12 protein-coding genes are annotated in these 14,248 nt (G+C 62.4%); 9 read left to right on the top strand and 3 right to left on the bottom strand.

The genetic code is table 11. The features are described 5' to 3' along the window. On the bottom strand, positions 1-184 hold a 184-nt coding region (locus HV744_RS38240; protein ID WP_425497698.1), incomplete at its 3' end, for a hypothetical protein. A gap of 504 nt (positions 185-688) precedes the next feature. On the opposite strand from HV744_RS38240, the gene HV744_RS12250 reads away from it, so the two are divergent. Together HV744_RS12250 and HV744_RS12245 are read left to right on the top strand one after the other, a co-directional pair. Further along, a complete protein-coding gene (locus tag HV744_RS12250; protein ID WP_175149753.1) occupies positions 689-1,135 on the top strand; it encodes a lytic transglycosylase domain-containing protein in 447 nt (148 codons plus the stop codon). A gap of 167 nt (positions 1,136-1,302) precedes the next feature. Next, the gene (locus HV744_RS12245; RefSeq protein ID WP_175149752.1) at positions 1,303-2,640 is read left to right on the top strand and encodes a GTP-binding protein; all 1,338 of its coding nucleotides are present in this window, start codon (positions 1,303-1,305) and stop codon (positions 2,638-2,640) included. A 131-nt stretch (positions 2,641-2,771) separates the two neighbouring features. Here HV744_RS12245 and HV744_RS12240 read toward each other — a convergent pair whose 3' ends face one another. After that, positions 2,772-3,050: an HU family DNA-binding protein gene (locus HV744_RS12240; protein ID WP_175149751.1), complete on the bottom strand. Its 279-nt coding sequence runs from the start codon at positions 3,048-3,050 to the stop codon at positions 2,772-2,774. A 415-nt stretch (positions 3,051-3,465) separates the two neighbouring features. Between HV744_RS12240 and mnmC the strand changes: the two genes are divergently transcribed. The 7 genes from mnmC (at position 3,466) to HV744_RS12205 (ending at position 12,670) form a co-directional block, all read left to right on the top strand. Next, positions 3,466-5,433 (top strand): bifunctional tRNA (5-methylaminomethyl-2-thiouridine)(34)-methyltransferase MnmC2/FAD-dependent 5-carboxymethylaminomethyl-2-thiouridine(34) oxidoreductase MnmC1, encoded by a 1,968-nt coding sequence (gene mnmC, locus HV744_RS12235; protein ID WP_175149750.1) that lies wholly within the window; start codon positions 3,466-3,468, stop codon positions 5,431-5,433. Positions 5,434-6,279: 846 nt separating this feature from the next. Further along, entirely contained in the window at positions 6,280-7,485 is a 1,206-nt protein-coding gene (locus tag HV744_RS12230) for a cation:proton antiporter (protein WP_175149749.1), read from the top strand. Between the two features lie 105 nt (positions 7,486-7,590). After that, the gene (locus tag HV744_RS12225) at positions 7,591-8,706 is read left to right on the top strand and encodes a YbdK family carboxylate-amine ligase (RefSeq protein ID WP_175149748.1); all 1,116 of its coding nucleotides are present in this window, start codon (positions 7,591-7,593) and stop codon (positions 8,704-8,706) included. Positions 8,707-9,244: 538 nt separating this feature from the next. Beyond that, positions 9,245-9,883: a MarR family winged helix-turn-helix transcriptional regulator gene (locus HV744_RS12220; RefSeq protein WP_175149747.1), complete on the top strand. Its 639-nt coding sequence runs from the start codon at positions 9,245-9,247 to the stop codon at positions 9,881-9,883. A 127-nt stretch (positions 9,884-10,010) separates the two neighbouring features. Then, positions 10,011-10,724 carry a glutamine amidotransferase gene (locus tag HV744_RS12215; RefSeq protein WP_175149746.1) on the top strand — a complete coding sequence of 238 codons (714 nt, stop codon included), beginning with the start codon at positions 10,011-10,013 and terminating at the stop codon, positions 10,722-10,724. Between the two features lie 73 nt (positions 10,725-10,797). After that, positions 10,798-11,910: an NADH:flavin oxidoreductase/NADH oxidase gene (locus HV744_RS12210; RefSeq protein ID WP_175149745.1), complete on the top strand. Its 1,113-nt coding sequence runs from the start codon at positions 10,798-10,800 to the stop codon at positions 11,908-11,910. Between the two features lie 220 nt (positions 11,911-12,130). Then, complete coding sequence (locus HV744_RS12205; protein WP_175149744.1) at positions 12,131-12,670, top strand: SET domain-containing protein; 540 nt, start codon at positions 12,131-12,133, stop codon at positions 12,668-12,670. A 64-nt stretch (positions 12,671-12,734) separates the two neighbouring features. Here HV744_RS12205 and HV744_RS12200 read toward each other — a convergent pair whose 3' ends face one another. After that, positions 12,735-14,240: a sensor histidine kinase gene (locus tag HV744_RS12200; protein ID WP_175149743.1), complete on the bottom strand. Its 1,506-nt coding sequence runs from the start codon at positions 14,238-14,240 to the stop codon at positions 12,735-12,737. Positions 14,241-14,248: the final 8 nt, after the last annotated feature.

Below are 14,248 nucleotides of genomic sequence, written 5' to 3'. Positions count from 1 at the left end.
CCTTCACACGCGGGTCGACGATGATCGTTTTGCCGGTTGCCGCGCCGATCGCCCTGGCGACCTGGTCGATATCGGCGTTCACGAAGTTGAGGGTCACCTGGGCCTGTGCTGTCTGCGCGGTGATCAATCCAGCCACCAGCAGCGCCGTTGCTACGCGACGCAAAGCCATACAATTTCTTCTCATGGGTTGTGATATCGATGCCGGCAGCCATTGCTGCCTGCGGTCATGCAGTGCGGACACGGGCACAAGCCGCCGCCCTGTCGGTCTGCGGGCCAGCCTCGCGGACGAATGTCGCGCCGGGGGTCGACTGTCCGATGTCTGATGTCCGAAAAAAGCAACAGTAACAGTTTTTCATGTCGGTTTCTCACAAAACGGCCTACGACGTGCGATTCCTTTAAAAGACCGCTCCGTTGTCATTCAATTGAAAGCTATGCGGCGCCCGGGTGAGCCGGACGAACGCGTCGTTTTCTGCTTGCTTATGTCGGTTAGCCAACTTGACGCGGGTCGGACTGCCGGTATGATACGAGCCGTTCGTGTCACCAGTTGAGGGTTTGCTGACGCGGGTTTTCCCCGATTCTCGACAAACGCCCGACTGGCGTGCCGCTGGCGGCTGTCAGCGGCAGAAGTATGGCCGAAGAAACACCTTACCAACCCTTACCCTTGCGATTTATTTAGTCGTCTTGACCGATGAAACGTGTCTTCGTCACCGTCGCAGCAGGACTTGCCATGCTGGCAGCAGCAGGGTCCGCACGCGCCGATTGCTTTGACGAGGCCGCCAAGTATCAAAAGGTCAACCCGTTGATTCTGCGCGCAATTGCGTGGCAGGAGTCGCACAACCGGCCTGACGCGCAACACAAGAACGCCAACGGTTCGACCGACTACGGCGTGATGCAGATCAATTCGATCCATCTGCCGATACTCGCTCAGTACGGCATCTCGCAAGGCACGCTGATGGAGCCGTGCAAGAACGTCTACATCGCGGCATGGCATCTGCGCCGTCAGATGAACAAGTACGGCAATACATGGCAAGCGGTCGGAGCGTACCATTCCGAAACGCCGGCTCTGCGCGACAAGTATGCGCAGCAGATTGTCGCGATTCTGCGCAAGTGGAATCTGATGCCGGCCGCGCGCTGAGCGCACCCGCATCCACCTGCCGATCCCGCCGGTCACGCGAGCGCCATCCGTTTTGATGCACAATGCGGCTTCGTGCTGCCGTCGAGGCTCGAGCGTCATCACGGTCGCCCAGTCATGCGGCCTCAAGCCCGGCACGCCCTCCAATCCTCTTGCTTTTCCGTACTGCGATGAACCAGCCGCTATTGCCCGTCACCGTGCTCTCCGGTTTTCTGGGCGCCGGCAAGACCACGCTCCTGAACCACATCCTCGCGAATCGCGCCGGTTTGCGCGTGGCCGTGATCGTCAACGATCTGGCCGCCGTCAACATCGATGCGACCCTCGTGCGCGATGCCGCCACACTGTCGCAGCTCGAAGAGGAGCTTGTCGAAATGTCGAACGGCTGCATCTGCTGCACGCTGCGCGACGACTTGCTGATCGAAATCAGGCGTCTTGCCGGCGAAAAGCGTTTCGATGCGATTCTGATCGAATCGACCGGCGTCGCCGAGCCGATGCCGATCGCCGAAACCTTCAGCTTCGTCGACGATGAAGGCGCGTCGCTCGCCGACGTCGCGCGGCTCGATACGATGGTGACGGTGGTCGATGCGTTCAACTTTCTGCGTGACTACGGTTCGGCCGACGCGCTCGCCGAGCGGGGCGTTGCCGCGAGCGACGAAGACGATCGCACGATCGTCGAACTGCTGATCGAGCAGGTCGAATTCTGCGACGTGCTGGTGGTGAACAAGGCCGACCTCGTCAGCGAAGACGAGCTCACCCGTCTGCAACGCATCCTTGCGCAGATCAACCCGCGCGCGGTGCAGGTGGTCAGCCGTTTCGGCGCAGTGCCGCTCGCGCAAGTGCTGAACACCGGACGCTTCGATTTCGACGAGGCGGCGAGCGCGCCGGGCTGGCTCGCGTTGCTCAATCATGAGCATGATCACGAGCACGGCCATGCGCATCACGGTGAAGCGGACGAATTCGGCATCGGCAATTTCATTTACCGGGCGCGCCGGCCGTTTCATCCGGAACGGCTGTGGGCGCTACTGCATCAGGAATGGAAGGGCGTTTTGCGCAGCAAGGGCTTCTTCTGGCTCGCGACGCGTAACGATATCGCCGGTTCTTTGTCGCAGGCCGGCGGCGCTTGCCGGCATGGTCCGGCGGGGATGTGGTGGGCCGCTCAGGATCGCAGCCAATGGCCGGACGGCGACGACGAGCTGGCCGCCGAAATCGCCGCCGACTGGTACGGCGATCCGGACGATCCGAGCATCGGCGATCGGCGCCAGGAGCTGGTCATGATCGGCGTCGGTATCGACCCGGCGGTCTGGACAGCGAAGTTCGACGCGTGTCTGCTGAGCGACGACGAATACCCGTTGGGACCGCAGGCGTGGCAGCAGTTCGCCGATCCGTTCCCGGCATGGGACTTCGATGAAGGCGATCATGATCACCACGACCATGACCACCACGGTCATCATCATGACCACGATCACGACGGCCATGGTCATGGCGGAACCGCGCATCGTCACGACTGAACAGCGGCGCCGTACCGTCGGCATCGTGATGAAGCCGCGCTGCTCGTCGCGGCTCGAATCACCCCGCGCAAGATGCGCGGGCGAAAAAAAACCCGCCGTTGGCGGGTGTCAACTGCCAGGCAGTAATCTGCTTAGCGATTGTTGACGGCGTCCTTGAACGCCTTGCCTGCCGTGAACTTGACGGTCTTCGCAGCCGGGATCTTGATAGTCTCGCCGGTCTTGGGATTGCGACCCGTACGCGCTGCGCGCTTGCCCGAACCAAAACTACCGAAGCCGATCAACTGGACCGCGTCGCCCTTCGACACAGACTTCTTGATCACTTCAAGCAACGTGTCCAGCGTTTCACCGGTTTGAGCCTTGCTGGCGCCCGTCTGTCCTGCGACGGCGTCGATCAGTTCCTGTTTGTTCATTAAGGTTCCTTTCTGAGTTTAGGTTGACACGAACAGCGCGAACGCGCCGATTATACGTGCGCGGGCCGCGCGGTCGAGCAGCTAAGGCTCCGGATCCCCTCCGGACCTGTAGCACCGGACAAATGACTGTCCGTCGGCCTTGCTGACGCTCGGTTCGCGGCGCTTGCTATGATAGCGCAGCGCAAACCCAATCAGGACAAGGGTTTCGAAGAATTAAGCGGTTCCGGGGCCGATATCGCAACGAAACCGCGATTTTCCCGCTCAGCAACCTTCAATAGAGGTCTGAAACCCAGTATGGACGGGGCTTGGCGTTGGTTTTTGCCAACGTTCAGCGCGTCTTTTTCGCCGCCCGGCGAGCTGCGCGCGCTGGCGGTAACGTTAGACCCGCTCTTTCGAGCGTCATTTTCCGACGCGCATGACCGATCCGCTGATCCCCGCCGTCCTCGCGTTTCGCGACAACGGCACCCCGTTTTCGCCGCTCTACGACGACATTTATCACAGTGCAGTCGGCGGTCTCGAACAGGCTCACTACGTCTTTCTGCGCGGCAATGCGCTGCCCGAACGATGGCAGGGCCGCCGCACGTTCACCGTGCTGGAAACCGGCTTCGGCATGGGCATCAACTTTCTGGTGACGTGGGCCGCGTGGCGCGCCGACCCGTCGCGCTGCGAGCGGCTGCATTTCGTTTCGACAGAAAAGCATCCGTTTACCGTCGCCGATTTGCGCAGCGTCTATGCGGCCACGCTCTCTGATCCGGTGATGGCCGAGCTGGCTGACACGCTCGCGAATGCATGGCCGATGCTCGTTCCCGGCACGCACCGACTCGAATTCGAAGACGGGCGCGTCGTGCTCACGCTGGTGCTGGCCGACGCGGTGGACAGCTTGCCGGCCTTGCGACTGCGCGCCGACGCGTTCTACCTCGACGGCTTCGCGCCGGCCAGGAACCCCGAACTATGGAGCCCGGCGATTTTCAAGGCGCTCGCGCGGCTGGCGGGAGAGGGCGCCACGTTCGCCACCTACAGCAGCGCCGGCGACATCAAGCGCGCATTGACGCAATGCGGCTTCGAATACCGCAAGGTCGACGGATTCGGCTGGAAACGGGCGATGCTGGTCGGCCACTTCGCGCCGCGCTGGCGCGTGCGCCGCTATGAGCCGCCCGTGCCGCTCGCGCTCGACGAACGGCATGCGGTGGTGATCGGCGCCGGGCTCGCCGGCTGCGCGGTGATCGAACGGCTCGCGGCGCGCGGCTGGCGCGTCACGTCGCTGGAACGGCATGGGTCGGTCGCGCAGGACGCGTCTGGCAACCCGGCCGGCGTGTTCCATCCGATGATTTCACGCGACGACAGCGTCGCCTCGCGCGTCACGCGCGCCGGCTTTCTGTATGCGCTCAGGCGCTGGGCCGCGCTCGAACGGCTCGGTCACCGGCCGTCGCGCGGCGGGCAAGGCTTGCTGCAGATCGCCGCGGACGACGACGAAGCCCGCGCGATCAGCGACGCGATCGCCGCGTTCCGCTATCCGTCCGACTACGTGACGCCGGTCTCGGCAGCCGACGCTCAAAAGCTCGCCGGCATGCCGCTCGCTCGCGGCGGCTGGTTCTTTCCACAAGGTGGCTGGATCGATCCGGCGTCGCTGTGCGCCGCGCAGTTCGCCGCGGCGGGCAGTCTGCTCGAACGCCGCTTCGGCGTGGAGGTCGTCCGGCTCGAACGATCCGGCGCTCAGTGGACCGTCTTCGATACAGCGGGTCAAGCTGTGGCGCGCGCGCCGGTGGTGATCGTCGCGAGCGCTCACGATGCCGCGCGCATCGCCGGATTGCAGCACGCGCCGACTCGCAGCATTCGCGGCCAGTTGACTCTGCTGCCGTCGGGCACGGTGCCGGCGCTTCGGTTGCCGGTGATCGGCGAAGGCTACGCGGTGCCGCTCGCAAACGGCGTCACGTTGACGGGCGCCACCTATGAACTCGACGACCCCGACACGTCGCTGCGCGCGGACGGCCATCTGGAAAACATCGAGCGCGTCGCGCAAATGCTGCCGGCGTTCACAGGCGCCATCGATGCCACACAGTCGACGGCGCTCGCCGGACGTGTCGCGTTCCGCTGCGTCACGAGCGACCGCATGCCGATGATCGGCCAACTCGCCGACGAAACCCAGGCGGCCTACGACGCGCGGCGTCTGCGCGGCGCGTGGCCGCTCGATCTGCCGCGCACAGACGGCTTGTACGGCGCGTTCGCGTACGGTTCTCGCGGACTGGTGTGGGCGGCGCTCGGCGCCGAACTGATCGCGTCGCAGATTGAAGGCGAGCCTTGGCCGGTCGAACGCGATCTGGCTGAGGACATCGATCCCGCGCGTTTCCTGTTGCGCGCATTGCGTCAGGGGACGGTGAGTTAACCGCGCGCGTTAACCGGTATACCTGGCGAAAAAGTTATCCACTGAAACTTGTGGATAACCACGCCGTTAACCGGCGCAAGTCGTGTGGAACCGTTGTGGACGTAAACGGGGTAACTTTATCGCCGTCGAAAAACGCAAAAAGTTGCCCTCGTATACGCGCCGCTACCGCACATGCTGTGCATCCGGTTATGCCGTCGGCAAGCCGATGATTCGTTTCGGTAAACCGGAGTTATCCACAGAATCCGGGGCAGCTTGTTAACTGTTACTACGTATACATACGGTAAACCTGTAAACAGCAAGGCCCGCACTGAAGCCATGCTCATCGGCGCAGCCAACCCCTTTCAAACCGGCCAAAACTTCTGCGGCAATTGTCCCGCAAAGCACACACGCAACGTTCAATCTGCTCGTTCGTTTGACCGGATTCAGCGGTAAAAAGGTCGCTTTTTCCTCACGTCACGAAGATAACGTACGTTTTTACCGTTTTGCCTGCATGTTCGTGTGTTTTCGGGCAAGGCTGAAAATGCTATGGCACAATCGCCGTTCTTTTCCGCGTCGTGCCCTGCCACGAGCAGCGCACGCGGCAACGGAACGGTGCCGCTCAATCAGAATCTGATTCAAAGTCGACGGCGTTCTTTCACCGTGCCGGTTGCTACAGCCGGATCCTTGAATGTGCCGGGCTCCTCGCAGTTACGGCGCATTCAGCTTCAGATCATCCGATCATTGAAAACTCGCAACGCTGGCCACGCGAAGCGATTGCGACAGTGAGCGCCTGATGCGCTCACTCGCTCGCCGGTGTTTGCGCCGGCTCGTGTCGTCTGCCGTTGCTGCAAAGGAGAACCCATCACGATGAATTCGGCGTTTTCATTTTTTCCAGCCTGGCCGCTCGCACCCGACGCCATTTTTTGGGCTGGTCTCGCGTTGCTCGCCGCCGGCCTGTGCGGTGAGTTGTGCTATCGGGCGTGGCGTTTACCGCGCATTTCCGGGTATGCGGTCATTGGCCTGATTGCCGGCGCAGCCGGCTTCGGCGTGATCGATGCGGATTCCGCGAACGCCGCGCGGCCGTTGCTCGATGTCGCGCTCGGCTTGCTGTTGTTCGAACTCGGTAGCCGGCTCGATTTGCGCTGGATCCGCCGCAATCCGTGGCTGATCCTGTCGAGCGTGGCCGAAGCCACGCTGACTTTCGCGTTCGTGCTGCCCGTTTTGCTGTTCCTCAACGTGCCGCTGATGGTGGCGACGGTGCTCGCCGCGATTGCCATGGCGACTTCGCCCGCGATGGTGATCCAGCTCAAAACGGAATTGCGCGCGGAAGGCCAGGTGACCCAGCGTCTGCTAACCTTGACCGCGCTGAACAGCATGTATGCGGTGGTGATCGAAAAGCTCGTGTCGAGCTGGCTGCACCAGGAGGCCTACGGCAATGTTTTCGCGACCATTCTGCAGCCGCTTTATCTGCTGGTCGGCTCGCTCGTGCTCGCGTATCTGCTCGCGCGCACCTGCACGTTCTTTTATCGCCGTCTCAACATGCAGGACGAGCATTCGTTTGTCGCGCTGTTCGGCCTGGTGCTGCTGGCGATCGCGGTCGCGCATCTGTTCAAGCTGTCGACAATTCTTGCGCTGCTGGCCGCCGGCATCATCGTGAAAAATCATGAAGCGCGTCCGCAATTGTGGCCGCAGCATTTCGGCACGGCCGGCTGGCTGTTGACTGTAATTCTGTTCGTGCTGACACTGACTTCGTTCGAATGGCGGCACATCGCCCTCGGCGGCGTCGCGGCGCTGGGTCTGATCGTTGCGCGTCTGGTCGCGAAGCTGGTCGGCGTGATGGCGTTCGCCAAGCCGAGCGGCTTGAACTGGAAGCAGGGGATGGCGCTCGGTTTGTCGTTATCGCCGATGTCGGCGCTCGCTTATCTGCTGGTCGACGACACCTACAACCTCTATCCGAACTTCGACCCGCAGTTGCGGGCTATCGTGATGTGTTCGATTTTTGTGCTGCAGATTCTCGGGCCGTGGCTCGTCTATCGCAGTCTCGCGCTGGTGGCTGAACGGCGCGAAGAGTAAACGCACGCCGCTCGCTCGAGGTTTGCCACGCTTCATTCAACTCACTCGATTCAAAAACGGCCGGGCCTGTAACCGCTCCCCGGCCGACCTGACTCAGGGGACGCCATGTCACTCGAACCCTTTATCGATTCGAAACCGTTCACGTTCGGTGTCGAACTGGAGATGCAGATCGTCAATACGCACGACTATGATCTGACCAAAGCCGGCACGGATCTGCTGCGTCTCATCAAGGACGAAAAAATCCCCGGCAACATCACGCCGGAAATCACCGAAAGCATGATCGAGTTGTCGACCGGCATTTGCACGACGCACGAACAGGCCGTCGCCGATCTGCGCAAGATTCGCGACACGCTGGTGTCCGCGGCCGATCATCTGAACGTCGGCTTGTGCGGCGGCGGCACGCACGCGTTCCAGCAATGGAGCGAGCGGCAGATCGTCGATACGCCGCGCTTCCAGTACATCTCCGAGTTGTACGGCTATCTGGCGAAGCAATTCACGGTGTTCGGCCAGCACGTGCACATCGGCTGCCCTGATCCGAACAGCGCGCTCTACCTGCTGCATTCGATGTCGCGCTTCATTCCGCATTTCATCGCGTTGTCCGCATCGTCGCCGTTCGTGCAGGGCGTGGACACCGGTTTTCATTCGGCACGACTGAATTCCGTGTTCGCGTTCCCGTTGTCGGGCCGCGCGCCGTTCGTGCTGACGTGGGACAGCTTCGAGGAATATTTCTCGAAGATGGTCCAGACCGGCGTGGTCAACAGCATGAAGGATTTTTACTGGGACATCCGGCCGAAGCCGGGTTTCGGCACGATCGAAGTGCGCGTGATGGACACGCCGTTTTCGGTGAACCGGGCTGCGGCGATTGCCTGCTACATCCAGACGCTTGCTCGGCATCTGCTGCTCGACAAGCCGATCATGCCGAAGGAAGACGACTATCTCGTCTATACCTTTAACCGCTTCGAAGCATGCCGTTTCGGTCTGGCTGGCGTCTGCATCAATCCACAAACGGGTGAACGCAAGACGATTTCAGAGGACATCCTCGAAACGCTCGATCTGATCGCACCGCACGCCGAGGCATTGGGTTCGGGCAACGCGCTCGCTGAAATCGGCACGATTGCTCGCGGGCAGATGAACGACGCGACATGGTTGCGCGGCATTTTCGCGCAGGAGAAATCCTTGCACGAAGCCGTGCGGCAGCAGTGTCTGCAATGGCGAGCCTAGCCGCAGACGTCATGGCGCGGGCGAGGCGTTGAGGAACCCGCTTCGCGCGGGTTTTTTTTCGTAATTAAAATTTCCAGCTCGCGGCCCTTCAGGTTTTTCTAAAATTTACGTATACAAACGTAGTAGTCGTTAACAAGCATTGCATCAGCCTGTGGACAACTGAATAATTCCCTGCAAAGTCAACATGCTGCGTCAACCAAAACGAGACTGGCCGAAGGCGCGTCGGCCCCGGTAAACAAGGACAACTCCGGTACCGGCCGACGCGGCCCGGGCGCTTGTCAAGAAGCGGTGCACATGCTGTCCACGCGTTTTCCCGTGGTTATCCACAGATTGCGTTGGATAAGTTAGCTGTACGATTCGCCGCTCTCGCATAGAATGTCGTTTTCGCCGCCTTGGGCTTGCAAGGCGGTAAATTTTTGAGATAGTAGAAACCGTTTCGTCCGCAGTTGGGCGAAGCTACTCCACACAAGCTACGGGTGAGGTCGGCAAGCACTGCACCGGCGTCGCACGAAAGCTGTAAATAAACGAATCGAAGATTATGAGCGAAGGCGTATACGGAGAACAGGCGACCGGGCGAGTGACCCACAGCCTATTGCGATTGAGCACGGCGATGCGAAGCCAGGCCTGGGAATGGGCCGAAGGCGCGGGTCTCACGCCGACTCAGGGCGAAATTCTGGTCCTGTTGATGCAGCGTAAAGGCCCGATGCGCCTCGGCGAAATCGCCCGTGAAACGGCTCTGACCGCCGCGACCACCAGCGATGCGGTCAGCACGCTCGAAACCAAGGGTCTGGTCGAAAAGCGCCGCGCCCTCGACGACGGCCGCGCGCTTGCGGTCCGCCTGACGGCGCGTGGCCGCACGGCTGCGAAGCGCGCTGCGCAATGGCCGGACTTTCTGTCCAAGGCGGTCGGCACGTTGCGTGACGAAGAGCAGGCCTTGTTCTATCGCACGCTGCTGAAGACCGTTCATCAGCTTGAAGCGCAGGGCAATATTCCGCCGCACCGGATGTGCCTGAGCTGCACGCACTTCGAGCCGAGCAAGAATCCGAAGAAAACGCCGCATCACTGCGCGCTGCTCGACATGAAGATGTCGGACACCGATCTGCGTCTCGATTGCTCGGTGTATGAAACCGCCGACGTTGCCACCCAGAAGAAGACCTGGAAGATCTTCGCCCTGTAAGGCGCCTTCTTCCGGGACAATCCGCTACACTGCCAAGCCGGCTCCGGCGGGCGGCATGGACCGCCTGCCAGCCGCATGGCGCCGCGTAGCGGCAAGTCTTTAGTCAACCTGAAGGTGGGGCAGGGCGATGAATCGCGAAGTATTGGCCATTCGTCATGTGCACTTCGAGGATCTGGGCAGTCTTGAACGGGTGCTCGGCGAGCGCGGGCGCCCGGTCCGTTATCTCGATGTGGGCTTCGCCCGTATCGAGGCGCCGAACCCGGTCGCCGCATCGCTGATGGTGGTGCTCGGCGGCCCGGTCAGCGCAACTGACGACGCGCTTTACCCAACCCTCGTACCGCTGCTGTCGCTGATCGAGAAACGCATCGCGGCCGGCTTGCCGACGCTGGGCATCTGCCTCGGCGCGCAATTGATCGCGCGGGCGCTCGGTGCGCGCGTCTATCCCGCCGGTCATACCGAACTCGGCTGGACGCCGCTCACGCTGACCGATGCCGGCCGTGCTTCGCCGCTGCGTCATCTGGATGGCGCGCACACGTCGATGCTGCATTGGCACGGCGACACCTTCGATCTACCCGACAACGCGACGCGCCTTGCGTCGACGCCGGCATGCGAGAACCAGGCATTCGCGTGGGGCGGCCACGTGCTGGGTTTGCAGTGTCATCCGGAGATTCGCACCGACCGGTTCGAGCCCTGGCTGATCGGCAACGCGGGCGAGCTTGCCGGCCACGGCATCGACGCGCGTCAGTTGCGCGCCGAGACCGCGCAATTCGGCCCGGCGCTCGAAGCCGCCGCGTGCCGGATGTTCGGCGAATGGCTCGATCAGGTGGAAGCCAAATCCTGACCGGCAGGCACATGCAGTAAACCGCCCACGGTGCTATGCTCGATCGCTCTCGGACTTTCACTGGACGTCATCCATGAGCGCGCTTTTTTCCCCGCTCACGCTGCGTAGCGTGACGTTTCCCAATCGTATCGTCGTTTCCCCGATGTGCCAGTATTCCGCCGAGCGTGGCGAGGCGACGGCGTGGCACATGCTCCACCTTGGCAGTCTCGCGTTGTCGGGCGCCGGCATGTTGTTTATCGAGGCAACCTCGGTCGAGCCGGATGGCCGCATCACGCCGGCCGATCTCGGCCTATGGGACGACGCCACCGAAGCCGCGCTCGTGCCGGTGCTGGCCGCCATCCGCAAGCATTCGCATATCAACGTGACGATGCAGTTGGCGCACGCCGGTCGCAAGGCATCGAGCCATGTGCCATGGGACGGCGGCCAGCTGATTCCAGTGTCGCAAGGCGGCTGGCTGCCGCATGCGCCGTCCGCGTTGCCGCACAAGGCAGGCGAAGAGCCGCCTCTCGCGCTCGACACCGCCGGACTGAACCGGATTCGCGAAGCGTTCGCAGCGTCCGCGCGGCGTGCCGCGCGCCTCGGCATCGACGCCCTGGAGGTGCATGCGGCGCACGGTTATCTGCTGCATCAATTCCTCTCGTCGATCGCCAATCAACGCGACGACGACTACGGCGGTTCGCTCGAAAACCGCATGCGCTTTCCGCTCGAGATCTTCGACATCGTGCGCGCCGCATTCCCCGCCGACAAACCGGTCGGCGTGCGGGTCTCCGCGACCGACTGGGTCGAAGGCGGCTGGACGCTCGCGGACACCATCGTGTTCGCGCACGAGCTGGAAAAGCGCGGCTGCGACTGGATCGACGTGTCGTCGGGCGGGGTGTCGCCGTTGCAGAAGATTCCGCTTGAACCGGGTTATCAGATTCCGTTCGCGAAGGCGGTTAAGCACGCCACCGGCCTGACGACCATCGGCGTCGGCCTGATTACCGACCCGCTGCACGCCGAGCAACTGATCGAAGCGGGCGACGCCGATCTGATCGCACTGGCCCGCGCGTTGCTGTACAACCCGCGCTGGCCGTGGCACGCGGCGGCGCAACTCGGCGCGACGGTCGAAGCGCCGCCGCAGTACTGGCGCTCGCAACCGCGCGATCAGAAAGCGCTGTTCGGCGATATTTCGTTTGGACAACGGTGAAGCTGGCAGCGCAGGTTGCGTGAACGCGCGTTTTTGACGGTTGAACGAAGCCGTCTTGAACGTGTACGATGCCGGTTGTGGCGCATAGGCGTCGCAAGTCGACGCGGCGCTCGCAGGGCGCCGCGTTTGCTATCCGCGTCAGAAAAAAGCAGCGCGTCAGACGCGGGCAATTCAAGCGGCTGCCGGACTTCACTCCCAGTTCTTCACAAGGATTCATTCAATGAGTTCACGCAGGATCGCCGTGCGCCGTTCGGGTGTGCACGGCAAAGGCGTGTTTGCCCTCGAACCGATTGCGGCCGGCGAGCGGTTGATCGAATACAAGGGCGAGCGGATCTCCTGGAAAGAAGCATTGCGCCGTCATCCGCACAATCCGGCCGAGCCGAATCACACGTTCTATTTCGCGCTCGATAGCGGCAAGGTGATCGACGGCAAAGTGGACGGCAACAGCGCGCGCTGGATCAACCACTCGTGCGCGCCGAACTGCGAAGCCGAAGAAATCGACGGTCACGTGTACGTGCATGCGTTGCGCGACATTGCGGAAGGCGAGGAGATCTTTTACGACTACGGCCTCGTGATCGACGCGCGTCAAACCAAGACGCTCAAGAAGGAATACGAATGCCGTTGCGGCGCGCGCAAGTGCCGCGGCACGATGCTGGCGCCGCCGGAGAAAGAGAAGGGCGCGGGCAAATCCGGCAAGTCGGCGAAGAAGGCCAAAACGTCGGAGGCGAAGACGTCGGCGAAAAAAGCGAAGAAGAAATGACCCATGGGCTGCTCGAGTTGCTCACGTCAGTGCACCCGAAGCAGCCCGTTACGTATCAACACCATTACAGGTCGACCGGCGCCGAGTGCGCCGATTTTTTTGCCGGGCGTTTTGGTTCGGAATCCGTGGGTTCGCTCTGAACGACGATCGGCACGAGCGGAAGACGCACGATGAAACGTGCGCCGCCTTCCGGGGCATCCTCGTAATGCACGCTGCCGCGATGCAGCACCATGATGTCGTGGACGATCGCGAGACCGAGGCCGGCGCCGCTATCTACGCCGGCTTCGCTCTGACCGTCGCCGCGGAAGAACCGTTTGAACAGGTCCGTTTGCTGCGTGCGCGGCACGCCAGGCCCGTTGTCCTCGACAACGATCTCAGCCATGCGCAGATCGTCGATCACCGTTTGCGACACGGTTACCGTGATGCGGCCGCCATCGAAGCGCGACGGCGGCACATACTTGAGCGCGTTATCCAGCAGATTGGCGATCACTTCGTGCAGCAGCACCGGATTACCACGCGCCATCAACGGATGATCGTTGGCCGGGTCGTCGAGGCGCTGAAAGCCGAGGTCGATCTGGAACGTCAACGCGCGCGGCACCCACTCCGCGCCGGTATCGAACGCGAGCGCGGCCACATCCACGTTGACGAAGCGTGCGGCCTGTTCGCCCGGCTCCGCGCGCGCCAGCGAAAGCAGTTGATTCGACAGCCGCACCGCGCGGTCGGCCGCGGCACGTAGCTCACGCACCGCGCTGAGCGTTTGCTGCGGATCGCGCGCAACAGCTGCCTGTTCCGCATGCAGCTTCACCGCGGTAAGCGGCGTACGCAACTGATGGGCCGCGTCGGCGATGAATTTGCGCTGGCCGTCGAGCGCGGTCTTTAGACGATCGAGCAGCGCGTTCAGCGCGCCGGTAAGCGGCCGGATTTCAACCGGCACATAGGTTTCGTCGACCGGCTCGAGGGACGTATGGGTTTGCCGGTTCAGCGAGTCCGCGAGATCGGTCAGCGGATTGAGCTGCTGATTGACGACCCGCCACACGATCACCCAGCCCGCCAGCAGCAGCAACAGCAGCGGCATCATGATCGCGACCAGAAACTCGGCGGCGATGCGAAACCGGCGATGCACCGGCTGACCCACTTCGATGATGATCGGATTGCCGGTCGGCTGATCGACCCGCACCTGCGCGACGCGCACCGTCACGCCTTCGTGCTGCGTTTCGAACACGTACGCGTAGTGCATGCGGCGCGCGCTGGTGCCTTGCAGCGGAAGGTTGTGGTCGCCGGCGATTTCGGTCTCACCGTCGCTGATCCGGTAAACGAGCTGTTCGACCGGATCGGAGAACATGGCTTGAGCGAGCGGCGGCACGGTGATCGGCGCATCCGGACCGGCAATCTGGATCTGTTTGGAGATCGCGGTGGCGAGGTCGGCGAGCGAGCGGTCGACGACATGCTGCGTGTACTGCCAGGCCAGCCAGTAAGCGATCAGGCCGCTCATCAGAGCGAGCAGCGAAAGGGGTGCAGCGAGGCGCCGCAGCAGCGTGCGGCGCAGACTATTGGCGGCCGGCTGGGGCATGATCGAAC

It is taken from the genome of Paraburkholderia ultramafica, from assembly GCF_902859915.1.
Taxonomy (GTDB): Bacteria; Pseudomonadota; Gammaproteobacteria; order Burkholderiales; family Burkholderiaceae; genus Paraburkholderia; species Paraburkholderia ultramafica.
This window is presented reverse-complemented; position numbering and strand designations above follow the sequence as displayed.

Coding starts and splice junctions, on each gene's coding strand:
- HV744_RS12250 (WP_175149753.1), top strand. CDS start 689: ATGAAACGTGTCTTCGTCACCGTCGCAGCAGGACTTGCCATGCTGGCA.
- HV744_RS12245 (WP_175149752.1), top strand. CDS start 1,303: ATGAACCAGCCGCTATTGCCCGTCACCGTGCTCTCCGGTTTTCTGGGC.
- HV744_RS12240 (WP_175149751.1), bottom strand. CDS start 3,050: ATGAACAAACAGGAACTGATCGACGCCGTCGCAGGACAGACGGGCGCC.
- mnmC (WP_175149750.1), top strand. CDS start 3,466: ATGACCGATCCGCTGATCCCCGCCGTCCTCGCGTTTCGCGACAACGGC.
- HV744_RS12230 (WP_175149749.1), top strand. CDS start 6,280: ATGAATTCGGCGTTTTCATTTTTTCCAGCCTGGCCGCTCGCACCCGAC.
- HV744_RS12225 (WP_175149748.1), top strand. CDS start 7,591: ATGTCACTCGAACCCTTTATCGATTCGAAACCGTTCACGTTCGGTGTC.
- HV744_RS12220 (WP_175149747.1), top strand. CDS start 9,245: ATGAGCGAAGGCGTATACGGAGAACAGGCGACCGGGCGAGTGACCCAC.
- HV744_RS12215 (WP_175149746.1), top strand. CDS start 10,011: ATGAATCGCGAAGTATTGGCCATTCGTCATGTGCACTTCGAGGATCTG.
- HV744_RS12210 (WP_175149745.1), top strand. CDS start 10,798: ATGAGCGCGCTTTTTTCCCCGCTCACGCTGCGTAGCGTGACGTTTCCC.
- HV744_RS12205 (WP_175149744.1), top strand. CDS start 12,131: ATGAGTTCACGCAGGATCGCCGTGCGCCGTTCGGGTGTGCACGGCAAA.
- HV744_RS12200 (WP_175149743.1), bottom strand. CDS start 14,240: ATGCCCCAGCCGGCCGCCAATAGTCTGCGCCGCACGCTGCTGCGGCGC.